The organism is Streptomyces sp. OZ13, from assembly GCF_052068155.1.
Classification (GTDB): domain Bacteria; phylum Actinomycetota; class Actinomycetes; order Streptomycetales; family Streptomycetaceae; genus Streptomyces.
Genome location: NZ_JBQHCZ010000021.1, coordinates 61,139 through 80,796, shown reverse-complemented (window position 1 = coordinate 80,796; position 19,658 = coordinate 61,139). Strand labels below are relative to the sequence as shown.

General features: G+C 73.9%; 16 protein-coding genes. 8 read left to right on the top strand and 8 right to left on the bottom strand.

Annotation, left to right across the window (positions count from 1 at the left end; genetic code table 11):
- The first annotated feature begins 28 nt into the window (after positions 1 to 28).
- Genes ACTMTU_RS32605 through ACTMTU_RS32585 form a run of 5 tightly spaced genes read left to right on the top strand, consistent with a single transcriptional unit; the run spans position 29 to position 6,578 of the window.
- On the top strand, positions 29 to 1,321 hold the full coding sequence (locus tag ACTMTU_RS32605; protein WP_441267031.1) for a DegT/DnrJ/EryC1/StrS family aminotransferase: 1,293 nt from the start codon (positions 29 to 31) through the stop codon (positions 1,319 to 1,321).
- Positions 1,308 to 3,248 carry a lipopolysaccharide biosynthesis protein gene (locus ACTMTU_RS32600; RefSeq protein WP_441267030.1) on the top strand — a complete coding sequence of 647 codons (1,941 nt, stop codon included), beginning with the start codon at positions 1,308 to 1,310 and terminating at the stop codon, positions 3,246 to 3,248. The genes ACTMTU_RS32605 and ACTMTU_RS32600 overlap by 14 nt, the downstream gene beginning before the upstream one ends.
- On the top strand, positions 3,245 to 5,104 hold the full coding sequence (locus tag ACTMTU_RS32595; RefSeq protein WP_441267029.1) for a glycosyltransferase: 1,860 nt from the start codon (positions 3,245 to 3,247) through the stop codon (positions 5,102 to 5,104). The genes ACTMTU_RS32600 and ACTMTU_RS32595 overlap by 4 nt, the downstream gene beginning before the upstream one ends.
- Positions 5,101 to 5,532 carry a hypothetical protein gene (locus ACTMTU_RS32590; RefSeq protein ID WP_441267028.1) on the top strand — a complete coding sequence of 144 codons (432 nt, stop codon included), beginning with the start codon at positions 5,101 to 5,103 and terminating at the stop codon, positions 5,530 to 5,532. The genes ACTMTU_RS32595 and ACTMTU_RS32590 overlap by 4 nt, the downstream gene beginning before the upstream one ends.
- Positions 5,529 to 6,578 carry a glycosyl hydrolase gene (locus ACTMTU_RS32585; RefSeq protein WP_441267027.1) on the top strand — a complete coding sequence of 350 codons (1,050 nt, stop codon included), beginning with the start codon at positions 5,529 to 5,531 and terminating at the stop codon, positions 6,576 to 6,578. The genes ACTMTU_RS32590 and ACTMTU_RS32585 overlap by 4 nt, the downstream gene beginning before the upstream one ends.
- A gap of 13 nt (positions 6,579 to 6,591) precedes the next feature.
- Here ACTMTU_RS32585 and ACTMTU_RS32580 read toward each other — a convergent pair whose 3' ends face one another.
- From ACTMTU_RS32580 to ACTMTU_RS32565, 4 genes are all read right to left on the bottom strand, one after another.
- Positions 6,592 to 7,389 (bottom strand): polysaccharide deacetylase family protein, encoded by a 798-nt coding sequence (locus ACTMTU_RS32580; RefSeq protein WP_441267026.1) that lies wholly within the window; start codon positions 7,387 to 7,389, stop codon positions 6,592 to 6,594.
- A gap of 1 nt (position 7,390) precedes the next feature.
- Positions 7,391 to 8,698 (bottom strand): glycosyltransferase, encoded by a 1,308-nt coding sequence (locus tag ACTMTU_RS32575; RefSeq protein WP_441267078.1) that lies wholly within the window; start codon positions 8,696 to 8,698, stop codon positions 7,391 to 7,393.
- A 122-nt stretch (positions 8,699 to 8,820) separates the two neighbouring features.
- A complete protein-coding gene (locus tag ACTMTU_RS32570) occupies positions 8,821 to 9,900 on the bottom strand; it encodes a GNAT family N-acetyltransferase (RefSeq protein ID WP_441267077.1) in 1,080 nt (359 codons plus the stop codon).
- Between the two features lie 190 nt (positions 9,901 to 10,090).
- Entirely contained in the window at positions 10,091 to 10,780 is a 690-nt protein-coding gene (locus ACTMTU_RS32565) for an aspartate/glutamate racemase family protein (protein ID WP_441267025.1), read from the bottom strand.
- 122 nt (positions 10,781 to 10,902) lie between these two features.
- Between ACTMTU_RS32565 and ACTMTU_RS32560 the strand changes: the two genes are divergently transcribed.
- The gene (locus ACTMTU_RS32560; RefSeq protein ID WP_441267024.1) at positions 10,903 to 11,784 is read left to right on the top strand and encodes an NmrA family NAD(P)-binding protein; all 882 of its coding nucleotides are present in this window, start codon (positions 10,903 to 10,905) and stop codon (positions 11,782 to 11,784) included.
- A gap of 154 nt (positions 11,785 to 11,938) precedes the next feature.
- Here the strand turns inward: ACTMTU_RS32560 and hutI are convergent, their stop codons facing one another.
- From hutI to hutU, 4 genes are all read right to left on the bottom strand, one after another.
- Positions 11,939 to 13,186 carry an imidazolonepropionase gene (gene hutI / locus ACTMTU_RS32555; RefSeq protein WP_441267023.1) on the bottom strand — a complete coding sequence of 416 codons (1,248 nt, stop codon included), beginning with the start codon at positions 13,184 to 13,186 and terminating at the stop codon, positions 11,939 to 11,941.
- 17 nt (positions 13,187 to 13,203) lie between these two features.
- Positions 13,204 to 14,541, bottom strand: coding sequence for a formimidoylglutamate deiminase (locus ACTMTU_RS32550; protein ID WP_441267022.1), 1,338 nt, complete (start codon positions 14,539 to 14,541; stop codon positions 13,204 to 13,206).
- A complete protein-coding gene (locus ACTMTU_RS32545; RefSeq protein ID WP_441267076.1) occupies positions 14,532 to 15,722 on the bottom strand; it encodes an allantoate amidohydrolase in 1,191 nt (396 codons plus the stop codon). The genes ACTMTU_RS32550 and ACTMTU_RS32545 overlap by 10 nt, the downstream gene beginning before the upstream one ends.
- A gap of 158 nt (positions 15,723 to 15,880) precedes the next feature.
- Positions 15,881 to 17,539: a urocanate hydratase gene (gene hutU / locus ACTMTU_RS32540; protein ID WP_441267021.1), complete on the bottom strand. Its 1,659-nt coding sequence runs from the start codon at positions 17,537 to 17,539 to the stop codon at positions 15,881 to 15,883.
- Positions 17,540 to 17,648: 109 nt separating this feature from the next.
- Here hutU and ACTMTU_RS32535 point away from each other — a divergent pair, with 109 nt between their 5' ends.
- Positions 17,649 to 18,968, top strand: coding sequence for a diaminopimelate decarboxylase (locus tag ACTMTU_RS32535; RefSeq protein WP_441267020.1), 1,320 nt, complete (start codon positions 17,649 to 17,651; stop codon positions 18,966 to 18,968).
- A 46-nt stretch (positions 18,969 to 19,014) separates the two neighbouring features.
- Positions 19,015 to 19,479, top strand: a complete 465-nt coding sequence (locus tag ACTMTU_RS32530; protein ID WP_441267019.1) for an SRPBCC family protein — start codon at positions 19,015 to 19,017, stop codon at positions 19,477 to 19,479.
- Positions 19,480 to 19,658 lie beyond the last annotated feature (179 nt).

Sequence of the window (19,658 nt, the reverse complement as noted above, 5' to 3'; positions counted from 1 at the left end):
TGACCCAGGGGCAAGTGGGGGGAAACACATGGCTCTTGGGGAGGGCTGCCCGCAGGCGTACGCACCGCTCGAAAAGCTGATGCGCCGCCGTCTGGGCAGGGAGTGCCTGTACGTGCCGTCATGCCGTCTCGGCCTCTATGTGGCGCTGCGCCACTGGTGCCGGCCGGGCGGGCGGATACTGATGTCGCCGGTCAACGACGACGTGATCTTCTTCGTGGTGCTCGCGGCCGGTCTGCGCCCCGTGCAGGCGCCGCTGCGGGCGGACGACGGCACCATCGACGCCGAGGCCGTCCCCAAGTCCCTGTGGCGGAGCCTCTCCGCCGTCCTCACCACCAACCTGTACGGGAATCCGGACCCCGCCCCCGAACTGCGCGCACGCTGTGACGCGTCGGGCATCCCGCTGCTGGAGGACGCGGCGCACGCCATCGGCACCGTGCTGGCCGGGAGGCCCGTCGGCGGCTTCGGCGACGCCTCCGTCTTCAGCCTCTCCAAACACACCGGCGCCGGCACGGGCGGGTTCCTCGCCGTCGCCGACCCCGCGTCGCGGGAGGAGCTGGCGCGGGCCAGGGACGCCCTGCTGGCACCCGCACGGCTGTCGGCGGAGCTCGCCTACGGGCTGCGGCCGTACGCGGAGGCCGGGCTGCGGGGCCTGCGGCTCACCGGAGCGGCACGCGCGGCGCTGCGACTCCTCGGCCTCGAGGAGCGCACGGAGATCCGGATGGCGCTGCGCCCGGACGAACTGGCGCGTACGCTGCCGCGGTCCCCGTCGCTCGACGCGTTCGACTCCTGGGCGCGGGTGGACATGCACAGCTACCGGCTCGTGCCGGGCCGGCTGCGGTTACGGCGTACGGAGCGGCTGCTGGCACGCCTCGACGAGCGGCTCGCGGCCCATCTCACGGGCACCCAGAGGCTGTTGGACACGCCGTGGGCCGCTCCCCGGCCGGGCCCCGCGCAGCCGCTGTTCCGGGTACCGCTGCTCGTGGAGGACCGGACCGCCGCGACGGCGGCGCTGGCCCGGCACCGGATCCCCGTCGGCTACCTCTACGACCCGCCGCTCGACCGGTACGCCGGCGACCGCTTCACCGACCCGTCGCCCGCCCCCGCCGCGGCGTCGTGGTTCGCGCGCCACGCCCTGCCGGTCGATCCCCTGCGGGCCGAACGGGCCGCGGCGGTCCTGGACCGTGCCGGCGTACGACCGGCCAGGCCTCCGCAGACCGCCCCCACCCGGGCGCCGGCCCGTGTACCGCCCCATGTCCTGCGCCGCCCCGGCCCGTCGCCGGCGGCCCCGCGGCTGCCCCGCCGGGGCGATGCCGGTGCCTGACGCCCCCGGCGCGGGCGAGGGCGCGGACACGGCGACGGCCGTGCCGCTCCTGAGGGCCGGGCCGGGCGGCGGCGAGGAGGCGGCCGGTGGCCCGCCGCCCGCGGGCGACCGTGACGCGACGCACACCGGCACACCCGGGCCCGGCGCCGGTGACTCGCTGTTCCGCAACGCCTACGCGCTCATGCTCTCGACCGGGGTGTCCGCCGCGCTCGGACTGGGATTCTGGCTGGTGGCCGCCCGCCACTACACGCAGGAGGCCGTCGGGCAGGGGTCCGCCGCCATCGCCGCGATGCGGCTGCTCTCCTCGCTCACCGCCACCACCATGATCGGCGCGGTCGTCCGGTACGTGCCCCGGGCCGGGCGCGGGACCGGGGCCCTGGTGCGGCGGGCGTACGCGCTCAGCTCCCTCGTCGTGTGCCTGGCGTCCGTCGCCTTCCTCTTCACGCTGGACCTGTGGGGCCCCTCGTACGCCCCGCTCGGGGGCCTCGCCGCCGGAGCCGTCTTCACGGCGTCCTGTGTCGGCTGGGCGCTGCTCACCCTCCAGGACGGCGTACTCACGGGCCTGCGCAGAGCCGTGTGGGTGCCGGTCGGCAACACCGTGTTCTCCGTCGGCAAGCTGCTGCTGCTCGTGGTGTTCGCCGGCGCCCTGCCGGTGCTCGGCATCTTCGTCTCCTGGGCCGTCGCGATCGCCCTGTCCGTCCTGCCGCTCGGCTGGATGGTCTTCCGCCGGCTGATCCCGCGACAGGCCGCGGCCGACCACGACCGCGAGCCGCCGAGCCTGCGCGACATCGGCCGCTTCCTGGCCGGCGACTCGGTGGGCGCGCTGTTCTCCCTGGCGATGATCAACCTGCTGCCGGTGATGGTCGCCGTCAGCTTCGACGCCGCGCACAACGGCTTCTTCTACATCGCCTACACCGTCGGCGGCACGATGGAGTTCATGGCCATCAACATGGCCTCCTCGCTGACGGCGCACGCCTCGCACAGTCCGCAAACCCTGGCCGCGGGGGTGCGCGGCGCACTGCGCCGGATGGCGATGCTGCTCGTCCCCGTCGTGGCCGTCCTCGTCGTGTTCGCCCCGCAGATCCTCGCCCCCTTCGGCGAGGACTACGCGGCGCACGGCACCACCGTGCTGCGGCTGCTGGCGGCGGCGGCCCTGCCCCGTGTCGCCGTGGAGCTGTACATCGGCGTCCTGCGGGTCCAGGGGCGTACGGGCGTGCTGGCCGTGCTCCAGGCCGCCATGTGCGTACTGGTCCTCGGCAGCGCGGCGCTGCTGCTGGGTCCGGCCGGGATCGCGGGGGCCGGCTGGGCGGTGCTGCTGTCGATGACGGCGATGGCGCTGGCGTGCGTGCCGGGGCTGCGTGCGGTCCTCGCCGGGGGACGCCCGCCCCGCCCCGGGCTCCGCGTCCGGGCGGCCCGGGCCCGTACGCGCGTCGGCGAGGAGTGGGCGGTCACGGTGCTGTGGCTGTTCCTCGGGTTCGGCGCGGGGCTGTTCTGGACGCCGTTGGCGCACCGGCCGGACGCCGGCCACGTCGACTGGCCGTGGGCCCTGCCGTCGCTGAGCCTCGCGGGTCTCTCGCTGCTCCTCGTCGTCCAGGTCGCGGCCGCCGCCCTGCCGACGCCGCAGCCCGGGCTGCTCGGCGCCGGCCTGCTCGCCACGTTCGCCGCGCTGCACACCGCGCCGTGGAGCGGGCTGCGGACCGCCGTGGGGCAACTCCTGTGCCTCGCCGCCGTGTTCGTGATCCTGTGGCTCGTCCGGCTGCCGGGCGGCGCCCGCTGGGCCGTCCTGCTGCTGCTCCTCGCCGGCGGACGGGCCCTGCGGGAGCAGCTCGACGCCGTCCTGCTCCCGCTGCAACTGTCCCTGCTCTGCACGGTACTTGTGCTCGCCCTGCTGCGCGGGCGCCGTCGCCGACACCGCCGTATCGAATGACCTGGGGGAAAAGCGTGCACCTGCCCGTCACCTCGGACGCCGGACCCACGGCGGAGACGTCCGGCCCGCCCGCCGCCGACCCCGTCGGCGTGCGCCGGCGCGTGCCCTGGGGCGCGGCGCTGCCCCTCGCGGGCGCGCTCGCGCTGTGGGCGCACTCGGTACTGCGCACCGATCCGGCCGGGCTCGGAGACTTCGGGCTGGTCGGCGCGCTGCCCGTCACGTACTGGGCCGCCCTGGCACTGCTGACCGGCGGCTTCTGGTACTGCGTCCGCGATCCGGCGCGGGGCGGCGGCTGGCCCGCCGCGTACGTGCTGGGACTGCTGCTGATCGAACGGGCCACCCAGGGGCTCGTCTACCCGACCGCGCTGTACGCGTGGGCGTGGAAGCACGACGCGGTCGTGGAGCATCTGCTGTCCGCCGGCCGGCTGGAGACGACGGCCGAGCGGCTCGGTGACATGACCGTCTACGACCAGTGGCCGGGCTTCTTCGCCGCGCAGGCAGGCCTCGTACGGCTCACGGGCGCGGAGAGCGCGGCGGCCTTCATGGCCTGGTGGCCGCTGTTCTCGAGTCTGCTGCTGCTCGCTCCGCTGCTGCTGGTCTACCGCACGTTCACGCAGGACCGCAGGCTCGTCTGGACGGCCGTGTGGCTGTTCCACGTCGCCAACTGGGTCGGCCAGGACTACTTCTCGCCGCAGTCCCTCGCGTTCGCCCTGTACCTCGGTGTGATCGCGGTCGTGCTGCGCCGCGGCGGCCGGACCGAGGACGGCGCACGGCCCCGGGGCCGCCTCCTGTGGACGGCCCTGCTGCTTCCCCTGATCGCGGCCGTCGTCGTCTCGCACCAGCTCACGCCGGTCATGCTGGGGGCGGGGCTCACCGCGCTGTGCCTGACCCGCGACCGCCGCGCGTGGGCGCTGCCCGCCCTGGCCGCGCTGGCCGTGATGTTCCTGGCCTGGAACCTGACCGTCTCGCTGCCCTTCCTGCGCGAGGCGGTGCCCGAGATGCTCCGGTCCTTCGGCGACGTGCGCGGCAACCTGGAAACGGGCTACGGGTCGACGCCGACGGGGACCGGCCCGGTGACCGTGTCGTGGGTGGCCCGGCTGCTGTCGGGGGCGGTGCTGCTGCTCGCCGCGCTCGGCGTGCTGCGACGGAAAGCACTGCGGACCCGGGCCCGGCCGCTGCTGATGCTCACCGCCGTCCCGCTGCTGATGCTCGTCGCGAACGACTACGGCAGCGAGATGATCTTCCGGGTGCTGCTGTTCATGCTGCCCGGCGCGTGCTTCTTCGCGGCAGCGGTCCTGCTTCCCCCGGCGGCGGCCGACGCCTCCCCGGACGTCCCGACGGCGGGGGCGGGCGGCGGCGGACGGCGGCGGACCGTGCTCGCCGGGGCCGCGCTGCTCGTGCTCACCGCCGCGTTCGTGCCCGCCTACGCGGGCAAGGACCGGCTCAGCTACTTCCCGCCGGACGAGGTCGAGCTCGTCCGGCAGGTGATCGACGGTGCTCCGCCCGGCTCGCTCGTCGTCGCCGCGCACCGCAACTACCCGCTGGCGTACGCCTCGTACGGGGAGGTCGGCCACTACTGGTTCCTCGAGGACGCCAAGAGCCATGTACGGGAGGTCCTCGCCGACCCGGCCGGCACACTCGCCCGCGACATGGCCGGGGTGGCTGCGCCGGGCCGGGCGTACTTCCTGCTCACGAGGGGCCAGATCGCGGGCTCCGAGATGAACGGCATGCTCAGCGCCGCGGAGCTGCGGCGGATCGAACGGTCCGTCGCCGGCTCGCCCTTGTTCGAGCGGGTCGCCGGCAACAGCGCCGGCGTCGTCTACGCACTCAGGCCCACGACAGGGAGCACACCATGAGACCCGGATCGCTCACATTCCGGCTGCTGCCACCACTGGTGGGCTGGTGCGCGGTGGCCGCCACCGCGCTGCCCGCCGCCTCGCCGCTGCGGACACTGCCCGTCGTCGCCTTCCTCCTCGCGGGCCCCGGCGCCGCCGCCGTCCGCATCTGCGCGCCCGCCCTGCGCCGTTACGGCGCGGCCGCGCAGGACGACGGCTTCACCCGCGACTCCGACCGGCTGGAGCAGCTCGTGCTGGCGCTCTTCCTGAGTGTGAGCGCGGCGGTCCTCTGCGCGACCGCGCTGCTCGCCGCCGGCGCCTTCAGCGGACTGCGGCTGCTTGTCCTGCTGGCCGCGGCGACCACGCTCGCCGCGTGCTGCCCGCAGGTCACCGGCCGGGCGCCGGCCGCCCGCTCCGCCTCCCCGCCGCGGAAGGGGTCCCTCACGTGACCCTCACGGGAGTGCACCACCGCCGGCCCTGGGTGGCGGTGGTGTCCGCGGTGCTGCTCTGCGGGGTGCTCGCCCTCACGTTCGCCGGCCCGGGGGACAGTGCCCCGCCCTCGCCCGGCAGTCCCCGGTGCCGCGCCACCGAACTGCTGGTGCCCCCTTGCGGCGCCTGGTTCGGCGCCTACGTCCGGCACGACAAGACCGACCTGGAGGAGAAGGTCCTCGCCTACGAGAAGCGGCTCGGGCGGCGGCTGGACATCGTGTACGCCTACCACGACATGTCGACCGACGGCCTCGAGGGCCGGCTGCTGACCGAGCAGGAACAGCGCGTCGGCCGGGACCGCTTGCTGCTGCTGTCGTGGGAGAGCAAGTGGTGGAACGGCCGGCCCGAACAGCAGCCGACCTGGCGGCAGATCGCGGCGGGGCAGCTCGACCGCAGCGTCGTCGACGTGCAGGCGCGGCGGATCAAGGCGTACGGGAAGAAGGTGTTCCTCTCGTTCGACCTGGAGATGGACACCCGCACCCCGGCCGCGGGCACGCCGGAGGAGTACGTCGCCGCCTACCGCCACATCCATGACCGGTTCCGTGAACTGGGCGTTCAGAACGTCGTCTGGACCTGGGTCGTCACCGGCTGGACCGGGCACGCGGCGCTGTTCCCGCGGCTGTATCCGGGCGACGCGTACGTCGACTGGATCGGCTACAACCAGTACAACTACTTCCGCTGCCACCGGACGTCCTGGAAGAGCTTCGAGGAGACGCAGACCGCGTCCCACCGGTGGATCAGGGAGCACATCTCCCGCGACAAACCCCTGATGCTCTCCGAGTTCGGCACGGCCGACGATCCGGCCCGCCCCGGCGCGCAGGCCGAGTGGTACGCGGAGGTCCCGGACGTGGTGAAGGAACTGGACGGGGTGCGGGCCGCGCTCCAGTGGAACCACCGCGACCCGGGGCCCGGCTGCGACCTGTCGCTCGCGCGGGAGTCCTCGTGGCAGGGCCTGCGACGCGCCGTGTCCGATCCGTACTTCGGCCAGCGCGTGCCTCGGGGCTGAGCCGCCTCTCGGGTCAGCCCGCGAACTGCCTCCCCCGCACCACCGCACGGGCACGCCGGTACAGCCGCCAGCCCACCGTCGGCAGCCCGTCGGGGAACGGCGCGACGGGCACACCGCCCCGTGCGTCCATCCACGCCTCGACGTCCGCCACCGTGTGGGTGCGGCGCACGATGAGGCGGGCGATGCGGTACGCCTCGTCGGCCGGTGAGCTGAGCGCGTGCCGCACCGCGGCGGCCGACGTGTAGCCCGCCGCGGCCGCCGCCCTGCGGACGGCACGGCTGTTGTAGCCGTGCGGATAGGCCAGATGCGTCACCTCATGGCCGAGCACGTCCTCCAACTCCGTCTTCGCCTCGCGCAGTTCCCGGTCCAGTTCGGCGGGCGGCAGGGTGTCGAGCTGCGGATGGGTGACGGTGTGCGCGCCCACTTCCATGCCGTACTGCTCCAGCAGCGGCGCCCGGGACAGGGTCATCATCGGCGCGGGCGGCAGCAGGCTGGTCCGGCCGGGCGTGAGCGCCCCGGTGGTGAGATACGCGGTGGCCGGCATGCAGCGGCCGGCGAGCGCTTCCGCGGTCGGCCCGGGCAGATCGGCGAAACCGTCGTCGAAGGTGAGGACGACGGGCCGTGGGGGCAGCGGGCCGCCGCCGGTGAGCGCGTCCACGAGCGTGCCTGCGGTCACCGGGGTGCGGCCGCTCGCCGCGACGGCGTCGAGATGCGCCCCGAACTGCGCCGGAGTGACGGTGAATTCGGCGATCCAGGCGGGCGGATCGTCCATGACGGCGTGGTAGAGCAGCACCGGGATCGCGTCCGGCATGTCAGCGCCTCCCCGCCGCGACGTCGGGCAGGTCGACGCCGCGCAGCCGCAGCCGTGCCCGCACGTATCCGAGCGGGCCGGTGAGCATCCCGCGGCGTTCCAGCCGGGACAGATGGCGCGGCCACGGATGCTCCCTGGCCCCGTGCGTGCCCGGCGCCCCGCCCGTACCGGCCTCCCGGGAGGCGGTGATCGCACGGGCGTGGGCGAGGCCGGCCGGCAGCCCGCGCAGCAGGGCGGGCAGCAGCGCCGGGCGGCGGACCAGCAGGGCGGTCAGGGCGGCGGTCAGCCCGGCGCCGTACCCGTACGCCTGCCGGGTCAGGTCCCGCCACGTCTCACGGTGGTGGTGCCACACCAGCGCCTGCGGCGTGTAGCGCAGCCGGTGGCCCGCCGCGAGGACGGAGACGAACGCGTACAGGTCGTCGCCGCCGCGGGCTGGCGTGCCCGTGCCGGTGGCCGGGTCGAAACCGCCCAGCCCGCGCAGCACGGCGGCCCGGAAGGCCATGTTGGCGCCGGACCCGAAGCTGCCCGCGGTGAACGGGAACAGCGGCTGGTCGGCCGGCGGGCGCAGCGGGTCGTACGTACGCGGGGTGAACCCTTTGGCGAAGCCGCCGTGGCTCTCCAGGAGGATCTGCGCCGGGGTGCCCAGCCGGGCGGGCAGGATCAGTCCGGTCGTGCAGCCGATCCGCGGGTCGTCGGCGAAGGGCGCGGTGAGCGACGTGAGCCAGTGCGGGTCCGCGACCACGTCGTCGTCCGTGAACGCGAGCACCGCGCCGTCGGCGACGGCGACGCCCCTGTTGTGGGCCACGGCGAGGCCCGGCACGGGTTCGCTGACGTACCGGACGCGTACGGTCCGCAGGCCGCCGTACTTGTTCTCGACGAGATCGCGGGTGGCGGTCGTGACGGGGGCGTTGTCCACGACGACGATCTCGTACTCCGGGTGGTCCTGGGCGAGCAGCGAGTCGAGGGCGCGGGCGAGCCGTCCGGCGCCCTCGCGGGTGGCGACGACGACGCTGGTACGCGGCAGATCGCCGTGCGGCGGCGCTGGCGCAGGCTCCCGGCCGGCGAGCCGCGCCCGGGCGGCCACGGCGACCGCGTCGACGGCCCTGCGCCCGGGCGGAACGCGGCACACCACGGTGGCGACGGGCCGCCCGCGCAGCCGGACCAGTGCGAAGACGTCGTCCGCCGCAGCGGTCGCCGGCTCCCCCGGGAACGGGCTGCCCGGCAGTCCGCCGGCCTGTCCCGGCGGAGCCGGACGGAAGGCGAGGACCGGCCCGTCGGGGCCTTCGAGGTCCAGTTCCACCACCCGCATCGGCGCAGGCGGCCGCGGCGGGCCGGGCGGGGCGGGCCGTAGTGATCTGCTGAGCATGCGTGTCCCCCTGGTGTGCGTACGGTGCGCTGCCGGGCCGATGCCCCTGCGGGCCGCGTCCGGCGTCAGCGGGTCCCCCGCAGCCGGCCCACCCGGTTCAGCGTCCGTCTGGCCTGCGCGGCGAGCCGCGGATGGTCACGGACGAACCCATGGGCCCGGCGCACCGGTTCGCGGCCGAGCCAGTACAGCGCGGCCCCCGGCCCCGGCCGCAGGGTCGCGCCCTCGTGGACCCGCAGCTCCCCGGTCTTGAGGGCGTCCTTGTACTCGGCGGCCCCACGGCCGAGGTCCAGCAGCGCGACGCCCTCGCGGGCCGCCGCCTCCGCCATCCTCAGATGCAGGATCAGGCCGGGTGAGAACTTGGCGAACTCGGGCTCGTACGCCGGGAACCAGCAGGCCAGCACCGTGCGCGAACGCAGCCCGAAGTGCGCGGCGACCGGCCGGTCACCGGCGTACAGCACGGAGAGCGTCCCTCGGCAGCCGGCCGCCCTCGACTCGTGCAGCTGCCGCACCAGGGTGCTGATCCACCGCTGCGAGAAGCGGTCCCTGCGGCCGGTCCTGCGGTACTGGGCGGATTTCCACGACATCAGCGTCCGCAGCGCGCCCGGGTCCCGCTCGTCCAGGACGAACCGCACGCCGCCGGCCTGCCGGCCGAGCCTGCGCTCCTTCGCGAGCGTGGTCCGCAGGAACTTGGGCGACCGCTCCCTGAGCTGCTCCTCGTAGGCGGCGTATCCCGCGGCGACGTCGATGACGGGCGAGCCGAACGCACCGGCCGCGTCCGGCTCGAACAGTTTCTGGCCCGCCTCGAGGTTGTCGAACTCCCAGGCCGCCAGCGAACACGCCCGGAGCAGTTCACGCGGGTCGAGGCCCAGACCGGGCCGCAGGACCGCACCCTGGCAGTCGGACACCCCGAGACCGATGGCCCGGCCCCGCCCCAACGGCCCCCGCTCGTAAGGGAAGAATCCGGCCGGTTCCCCGCCCTCCCAGAGCACGGCCACTCTTGCCGGGGCCCGCACCCGGCCGACCGCGAGGGTGAACTCGGGCTCCATGAACGGGTTCGCGGGTGCTTCCGCACCCGCGCGCATCTCCCGCCACGCCTCCGTCTGACTCGCGCCCAGCTCCCCCGGCGTCACGACCCTGATTCGCACATCGCTCAACTCGACCCCCCGGCTTTGCTCTTGAGCTTTCAACAAGCTCGCCCCCAGGAGAGCGACGGTACCGGCCGAAATACCGACACGGTAGGGAGCGTCACGCTTCTTCTGACGCGTGCCGGTTCGCCCGCGCGCCCCCGCGATCGGCCGCCCGGACCGGGCCGGTCCTCCTGGCGCCCGTCCGGGCTCAGGCCAGCGCGGCCTCGACGGCCGCCCGCGCGTGCAGTGTCGTCGTCGGGAACACCGGCACAGGGCTGTCGCCGGGCCCGATCAGCAGCTCGATCTCGGTGCAGCCGAGGACGACGCCCTCCGCTCCGGCACCGACCAGCTCGCCGATGACGTCCTGGTAGCGGGCGCGGGACTCGTCCCGCACGACGCCGAGGCACAACTCGTCGTAGATCACCCGGTGGACCAGCGCACGCCCCTCCGCATCCGGGGTGAGGACCTCGAGCCCGTGCCCGGCGAGGAGTTCGCGGTAGAAGTCCTGTTCCATCGTGAAGGCGGTGCCCAGCAGGCCGACGCGGGTGAGACCACGGGCCTTGACGGCGTCCGCGGTGGCGTCCGCCAGGTGCAGCAGCGGCACCCGGACCGCTGCCTCGACCTGGCCGGCGACCTTGTGCATGGTGTTGGTGCAGATCAGCAGCAGTTCGGCACCGGCGGCCTCGAGACCTCGGGCGGCCGCCGCGAGGATCTCGCCGGCACGCTCCCACTCACCGGCCGTCTGGAGCTGCTCGATCTCCGCGAAGTCGACGGAGTGGAGCACGCATCGCGCCGAATGGAGCCCGCCGAGCCGGTCGCGCACGAACTCGTTGAGAAGCCGGTAGTACTCCGCGCTGGATTCCCAGCTCATGCCGCCGATCAGCCCGATGGTTCGCATCCGCCCACTGTCGCATGTCGTGCGCCACCGGGCCGCCGGCGCCCGCGAGACTGGTGCACACACCGGCCGGACCGCGCGTCCCGGCGGGAGAGGACCGCGCATCCCAGCAGGAGGACACCGTCATGCTCCCAGTCATCGCAGTCACCGGAGCGAGCGGCCGCGTCGGCGGCCGGGTGGCGCGCCGGCTCTCCGGTGCGGACGCCGCGACGCGGCTGATCGGCCGCGATCCCACCCGGCTGCCCGAACTGTCGGGCGCGACGGTCGCCCGCCCCGCCTCCTACGGCGACGGCGAGGCGATGCGGCGCGCCCTCGACGGGGCGCAGACGCTCTTCATGGTCTCCGCGCACGAGGCCCCGGACCGGGTGAAGGAGCACTGCACGGCCGTGGACGCGGCGGTCGCCGCGGGCGTCGAGCGGATCGTGTACGTGTCGTTCGTCGGCGCGGCGCCGGACGCGACGTTCACCTTCGCCCGCGACCACTGGCACACCGAGCAGTACATCCGCTCCTGCGGGGTGCGCCACACCTTCCTGCGGGACAACTTCTATCTGGCCGCGTTCCCTTCGATGACCGGCAAGGACGGGGTGCTGCGCGGCCCTGGCGGCCAGGGCCGGGTGGCCGCCGTCGCCCACGACGACATCGCCGACGCGGCGGCGGCCGTGCTGCTGGACGGGAGCCGCACGCACGACCGGGTCGTGTACGACCTCACCGGCCCCGAGGCGTTCACACTCGCCGAGGCCGCGCGGACGCTGAGCGAGGTCACCGGCCGCACCGTCCGCTACCACCTCGAGTCCCGCGACGAGGCGTACGCCTCCAGGGCCGGGTACGGCGCGGAGGACTGGGAGGTGACGGGCTGGGTCAGCTCGTACGAGGCGATCGCGAGGGGCGAGATGGCCACCGTCTCCGACGCGGTGCCCCGGCTGACGGGTCACCCCGCACAGGGGCTGCGCGACTACCTGGCGGCGCACCCGGGCAGCTGGCGGCACCTGCTGCCCGGGAAACCCTGAGGGGGCCGGGCCCGTCCGGTTCAGGATCGGCGGGGCGGTCCGTGTCGTGGCAGCGGACCGGGACGCCGCAGGAGCGGCCGGAGCGGCGGACCTGAGCCGGCCGCCCCGGCCGTACCGGCACACGCCTCGCGCGGGCCGGCCCGGTGGCGGCGGCCTACGCGGCGCGACGGCCGGCCCGCCACACCTCGCTCACCAGCGGAACACCCGGCCGGTACGCCAGGTGCACATGGCTGGGCGCGTCCAGCAGTACGAGATCGGCGCGGGCGCCGACGCCGAGGCGGCCCACGTCCGTGCGGCGCAGGGCCGCCGCCCCGCCGGCGGTCGCCGACCAGAGCGCCTCGTCGGGCGTCATCCCCATGTCGCGTACGGCGAGCGCGACGCAGAACGCCATCGACGAGGTGAACGACGAGCCCGGGTTGCAGTCCGTCGACAGCGCGACCGTCGCGCCGGCGTCGATGAGCCGGCGCGCGTCCGGCCACTCGGCGCGGGTCGAGAACTCGGCGCCCGGCAGCAGCGTCGCGACCGTCGCGCTGTTGGCGAGCGCGTCCACGTCCGCGTCGGTGAGGTGGGTGCAGTGGTCGGCGGACGCGGCGTCCAGCTCGACGGCGAGCTGCACGCCGGGACCGTAGGTGAGCTGGTTGGCGTGCACGCGGGGAGTCAGCCCCCGCGCCTTGCCCGCGGTGAGGACGGCCCGCGCCTGGTCCGCGTCGAACGCGCCCTTCTCGCAGAAGACGTCCACCCAGCGGGCGTACGGCGCGCAGGCGTCGAGCATCTCGCCGGTCACCAGGGCGACGTAGGCCGCCGGGTCGTCGGCGTAGTCCGGGGACACGATGTGCGCTCCGAGGTAGGTGACCTCGTCGGTGTGCGCGGCGGCGATCCGCAGGGCACGCGCCTCGTCCTCGACGGTGAGCCCGTAACCGGACTTGGTCTCCATGACGGTGGTCCCCTGCCGGAGAGCCTCCGCGAGATAGCGGGCGACGTTGGCGTCCAGCTGGGCGTCGCTCGCGGCGCGGGTCGCGGCGACGGTGGTCCGGATGCCGCCCGCGGCGTACGCCTGCCCGGACATCCGGGCGTTGAACTCGGCGGTGCGGTCACCGGCGAAGACGAGGTGCGAGTGCGAGTCGACGAAGCCGGGGACGACCGCCCGGCCGCCGGCGTCGAGCCGGTTGTCAGTGGCGGGTGCTTTGCTCTTCTCCCCGATCCAGGCGATGCGGTCGCCGTCGATGACGACGGCCGCGTCCCGGATCAGTCCGAGGGGGGATCCGTCACCGAGGGAGGGGTCGTTGGTGACCAGGCTGGCGATGTTGGTGATGACGGTGGCCGTCGCCGCGACGGCGCTGTTCGTCGTCGCGGGGCCGGGCGTCGCCGGGGCGTTGTTCGTCGTCTCGTGGCCGCTGTTCATGGTGCGGGGTGCCTCCTTCAGCCGTGCAGTGCGGCGATCGCGTCCGTCAGAGCTCGTGCAGCGTCGGGAACCGCGGCATGGACCCCGTCCCGTACGACATGGCGGCCACCCACGACCGTATGGCGCACGTCCGCTGCCGACCCGGCGAATACCGCTGTCTCAGCTGCCAGACGCGGTGGCGGCCCCGCTGTCCTGACGGTGTCCAGGGCGACGGTCGTGAAGTCCGCGAGCGCGCCCGGCTCGAGGCGGCCCGCCTCGTGCCAGCCCAGTGCGGCGTGTCCGTCGGCGGTTGCGGCCCGCATCAGCGCCGCGGCCGTCCAGTGGCCCCGGGTGCGCGAGCGCAGGCGCTCGTTCAGCTCCATGGCACGGGCCTCCTCGAACAGGTCGATCACGGCGTGGCTGTCGCTGCCGAGGGACAGGGGCGAGCCGGCCGCCTGAAGGGCGGGGGCGGGGCCGATGCCGTCCGCGAGGTCGCGTTCCGTCGTCGGGCACATGCAGGTGCCCGTCGTCGTGCCGCCGAGCAGCGCGATGTCGTCGTCGGTGAGGTGGGTGTTGTGCACGCCCGTGGTGCGGGCGCCGAGCACGCCGTGGTCGGCCAGCAGCCGGGTGGGGGTGCGGCCGTGCGCGGCGAGGCAGGCGTCGTTCTCAGCCGTCTGCTCGGAGAGGTGGACGTGCAGGGGCGCGTTGCGGTCGGCGGCCCAGGAGGCGACCGTCGGCAGCTGCTCGGCGGGCACGGCCCGTACGGAGTGGATCGCGGCGCCGATCCGTACATGTCCGCCGTCCTTCAGCGAATCGGCCCGCTGGGCCCACGCGTCCGCCGTGCCGTCGGAGAAGCGCAACTGGTGGCTGGTGGGTGGTTCTCCGAAACCGGCGGACAGGTAGGCGGTGTCGAGCAGGGTGATCCGGATTCCGGCCTCGCCTGCAGCCGCGATCAGCGCCTCGCCCATCGCGTTGGGATCGGCGTACGGCACGCCGCCCGGCGCGTGGTGCAGATAGTGGAACTCACCGACCGCGGTGATGCCGGCCAGCGCCATCTCGGCGTAGACCGCGCGGGCCAGCGCGAAGTACGAGTCGGGGGTCAGGCGGACGGCCACGTCGTACATCACCTCCCGCCAGGTCCAGAAGGTCCCGGAGCCGACCTGCACCGTGCCGCGCAGCGCGCGGTGGAAGGCGTGCGAGTGGGCGTTCGCGAGGCCGGGAAGCGTGAAGCCGCGCAGCACCTCCGCCCCCGGCGGCGGGGTCTCGACCCCCTGCCGTACGGCGGTGATCCGGCCGTCCGTCACGTCGAGGGCCACGCCCGGCTCGGCGTGCGCGCCGAGCCAGGCGTGTTCCAGCCAGTACGTGGTCACCTGCACGCCAGGCCCTCCAGTACGTCGGCGAGTGCGAGAACCCCGGCCACGCAGTCGTCCTCGTCCGCCGACTCGGCCGGGGAGTGCGAGACACCGGTGGGGTTGCGTACGAACAGCATGGCGGTCGGGACGGACGTGGAGAGGATTCCCGCGTCGTGTCCCGCGCCCGTGCCGAGCACGGGGACGGCGCCCCCGAGGATCTTGTTCAGCTCGTCGCGCAGAGCGTGCTCGAACTCGATCACCGGCGTGAACGACTCCTGTACGACCGAGAGGTCCACGCCGTCGCGCTCGGCGCGCTCCCGCGCCGCCTGCTCGACGGCGGCGACGACCGTGTCGAGGGTGGCTTGGTCGGGCGCCCGGGAGTCCAGCCAGCCGCGCACCAGCGACGGGATGGCGTTCACGCCGTTCGGCTCGACGGAGATCTTTCCGAACGTGGCCACCGCGCCCGCGAGTTCCGCCTCCCGTCGCGCGGCGAGAACGGTCTGCGCGTACGTCAGCATCGGGTCGCGCCGGTCGGCGAGCCGGGTGGTGCCGGCGTGGTTGGCCTCACCGGCGAAGTCGAACCGCCAGCGCCCGTGCGGCCAGATGGCGGACGCGATACCGACGGCGTCACCGGACAGGTCCAGGGCACGGCCCTGCTCGACGTGCAGTTCCACGAACGCGCCGATCCGGGCGAGGCGTTCGGGGTCGGGACCGATGGCTGCCGGGTCGTACCCCGCCGCCTCCATGGCCTGCGGAAGGCTGATGCCGTCCGCGTCACGGAGTTCGTACGCCTTCTCCCGTGTCAGCCGCCCGGCACTCAGCCGGGATCCGACACAGGCGAGCCCGAACCGGGCGCCCTCCTCGTCACCGAAGTTGGTGACGGCGAGGGGCCGGGTGAACTCCGCTCCCCTGCGGCGGAGTTCGTCGAGGGCGGCGAAGGAGGTCACGACGCCGAGAGGGCCGTCGAAGGCTCCGCCGTCCGGTACGGAGTCGAGGTGCGAGCCGGTGACCACGGCGTCGCCCTGGGCGGGGTCGCCGAGCCAGGCCCACTGGTTGCCGTTGCGGTCGGTCTCGTAGGTAAGGCCACGTGACTCGGCCTGCGCCCTGAACCACGACCGGCAGTCGGCGTCGGCGGCGGTCCAGGCGTACCTGCGGTACCCGCCGGTGGACGCGTCGCGGCCGATGGGGCGCAGGTCGCGCCACATCTCGTGGAACGACCCCGCCGCGGAGCCGGTTCCGGACCCGGCGGCCGCGCCGGCGCCCGGCCCGGTGCCGGTCCTCGCCGCAGCGCTGCCTGTGCCTGTGCCTGACACTGTGCCGGTCCCGGCGGCGGGACCGGCCGGGCCGGGGCGGCCCTCGCTCGTCACGAGTCCTCCCGCATCGGCACGCGGACGCCCTTGGCGTCGGCGACCGACTCGGCGCTCTCGTAACCCGCGTCCACGTGGCGGATCACGCCCATCCCCGGGTCGTTGGTGAGCACGCGGCGGATCTTCTCGCCCGCCAGCTTCGTGCCGTCCGCCACCGACACCTGACCGGCGTGGATGGAACGGCCCATGCCGACACCGCCTCCGTGGTGGAGGGAGACCCACGACGCGCCCGACGCGACGTTCACCATCGCGTTCAGCAGAGGCCAGTCCGCGATCGCGTCGGAACCGTCGAGCATCGCCTCGGTCTCGCGGTACGGGGAGGCGACGGAGCCGCAGTCGAGGTGGTCCCGGCCGATCGCCAGCGGGGCGGCCAGCTCACCGCTCGCGACCATGTCGTTGAACCGCTCGCCCGCCCGGTCGCGCTCGCCGTAGCCGAGCCAGCAGATGCGCGCCGGCAGGCCCTGGAAGTGGACCCGCTCGCCGGCCATCTTGATCCAGCGGTGCAGGGACTCGTTCTCCGGGAAGAGGTCGAGGATCGCCTTGTCGGTCTTGGCGATGTCGGACGCCTCGCCCGAGAGCGCCGCCCAGCGGAACGGTCCCTTGCCCTCGCAGAACAGCGGCCGGATGTACGCGGGCACGAAGCCGGGGAAGGCGAACGCCCGGTCGTAGCCGGCGAGCTGGGCCTCGCCCCTGATCGAGTTGCCGTAGTCGAAGACCTCGGCGCCCGCGTCCATGAAGCCGACCATGGCCTCGACGTGGGTGGCCATCGACTCCCGGGCACGGGTGGTGAAGCCGGCCGGGTCCTTCGCCGCGTACGAGGCCATGTCGTCGAAGTCGACGCCGACGGGCAGGTAGGACAGCGGGTCGTGGGCGGAGGTCTGGTCGGTGACGATGTCGATCGGCGCGCCCTCCGCGAGCATCCGCGGCAGCAGGTCGGCGGCGTTGCCGAGGAGGCCGATGGACAGCGGGCGGCGGGCGTCCCGGGCCTCGACGGCGAGCTGGAGGGCGTGCTCCAGGGAGTCGGCCCTGACATCCAGGTAGCGGTGCTCGATGCGCCGCTCGATGGCGCGCGGGTCGCAGTCGATGCAGATCGCGACGCCGTCGTTCATGGTGACGGCGAGCGGCTGGGCGCCGCCCATGCCGCCGAGGCCGGCCGTGAGGGTGATCGTGCCCGCGAGCGTGCCGTTGAACTTCTTGGCCGCGACGGCGGCGAACGTCTCGTAGGTGCCCTGGAGGATGCCCTGGGTGCCGATGTAGATCCAGGAGCCGGCGGTCATCTGGCCGTACATGGTCAGGCCCAGCTGCTCGAGGCGCCGGAACTCCTCCCAGTTCGCCCAGTCGCCGACCAGGTTGGAGTTGGCGATGAGCACGCGCGGCGCCCACTCGTGGGTCTGCATGACGCCGACCGGACGGCCGGACTGGACGAGCATCGTCTCGTCCTGCTTGAGCGTCCGCAGCGTGCGGACCATCGCGTCGAAGGAGCGCCAGTCCCGCGCGGCCTTCCCCGTGCCGCCGTAGACGACGAGCTTGTCGGGATGCTCGGCGACCTCCGGGTCGAGGTTGTTCTGCAGCATCCGCAGCGCGGCTTCCTGCTGCCATCCCAGGGCGCTCAGTTCGCTGCCGCGCGGTGCCCGTACGGGGCGGGGTCCTGACATGGCGGTGCCTCCTCGCGAAGATGTGTGGATTTTCTATTCACATACTTACTTCCTGAATAGATGTAGTCAACAGCTGCGGCGCGAACCGCCGGGTGATTGGCTGGCGCACATGACTGTCGACCGCCGGGACCGGGCCGTACGAGCGGCCGTGGAACAGGGACTTCTCTCCGAGGACCAGCCCGTGACCGCCCTGATCGACGTGGCGGGTATCCGCTCGTCGGTGGCGGCGCTGCGGGCCGCTTTCGCCGCCGTCACCGACGCGCCGGTGCTGCACGCCTTCGCCGTGAAGGCCGCCCCGCTGGTGCCGGTGCTCGCGCTGCTGCAGGCCGAGGGCATGGGCGCGGAGGTCGCGAGCCCCGGCGAGCTGGCACTGGCGCGGGCCGCCGGACTGCCGTCCGGCTCGATCGTGCTGGACTCCCCTGCCAAGACGGTCGCCGAGCTGCGGGAGGCCCTCGCCCTGGGCATCGCCGTCAACGCCGACAACTGGCAGGAACTGGCCCGCATCGACGAGCTCGTCGCCGCCGGGCCCACCGCCTCGCCGCTGGGCCTGCGGGTGAACGCACAGGTCGGCGGCGGCTCCATCAGCGCCCTGTCGACGGCGACACCGACGTCCAAGTTCGGCGTGACCCTCCGCGACGAGGGTTCACGGGAGCGGCTCGTCCGCGCGTGTCTCGAGCGGCCCTGGCTGACCCGGCTGCACACCCACTCCGGCTCCCAGGGCATGGCCCTGACCCGGATGACGGAGGGCGTCCTCGCGGCGTACGAGCTCGCGGAGGAGATCAACGCGGCGGCAGGCCGGCGGCAGATCGACACCATCGACATCGGCGGCGGTCTGCCGGTCAACTTCGCGTCCGAGGAGCACACCCCCGCCTTCGCCGACTACACCGCGCTGCTGCGGGAGCGCGTCCCCGGGCTGCTCGACGGCCGGTACGGCCTGGTCACCGAGTTCGGCCGCTCCCTGCTCGCCAAGCACGGCACCGTCCTCGCCCGGGTCGAGTACGCCAAGACCGCCGGTTCGCGGCACATCGCCGTCACCCACGCGGGCGTCCAGGTCGCCACCCGTACCGTCTACGACCCGTTGTCCTGGCCGCTGCGGATCACCGCGTACGACGCGAAGGGGCTGCCGAAGACGGGACCCGGTGTCGAGCAGGACATCGCGGGGCCGGCGTGCTTCGCCGGTGACCTGCTCGCCGAGAAGCGGGCCCTGCCGCTGCTGGAGCCGGGCGATGTGATCGCCGCCCTGGACACGGGCGCCTACTACTTCTCCAGCCACTACGGCTACAACAGCCTGCCCAGGACCGCCGTGCACGGCTTCACCGCCGGAGCGGACGGCGAGGTGCGGTTCACCACCGTGCGGACGGCCCAGAGCGTCGAATCCATCGTCACGGAGGCCGGCGGGGCGGAGCGGGACGCACTGCTCGGCCGATGACCGTGCAGCGGGGGCGGCTGTCGTACCTCGGTGGTTCCATGGATCCATGGCTACCAGCAGCGTCGTCGTCGAGCGTCTGATCCTCGCACCGCCCGGTCCCGTGTGGCAGGCCCTGACCGACATCCGGGGCTGGGAGCGCACGCTCAGCGGCGTGGAGCGGATCGAGGTGCTGAGCGAGGGCGACTTCGGCGTCGGCACCCGGTGGCGGGAGACCCGGCGGATGCTGGGCAAGGAGGCCACGGAGGAGATGTACGTGACGGCCAGCGAGCCGCCCGAGCGCTATGTGGTGGAGGCCGATTCCCAAGGCACCCACTACGTCTCCGAGTTCCACCTGCTCACCGCGGGCCCGGAGGCGACGACCGTCCGGCTGACGTTCCGCGCCGAGCCGCCCGGCGGCTTCATGGGACTGCTCGCCAAGGTCTTCGGCAAGCTCGGCGCCAGGGCCGTCCGCAAGGCGATCGTGAGGGATCTGGACGACGTCGCCGCCGCGGTGGAGCACCGCACCCGCTGACGGGCGGCACCCTCCGCCCGCCGGTCCCCCGTCCCGGCGTTCCACCGGCCTCACCGTCATGACGCCGTCCTGCGCCGGCACCGGCCGCCGAAGCGCCGATCGGCGAATTGGCGATTGGCGACGGACGGGGAGAGAGCGGACCTTATCGGGCGCGCGCATGTTCCGCTGGAAAATGCCAG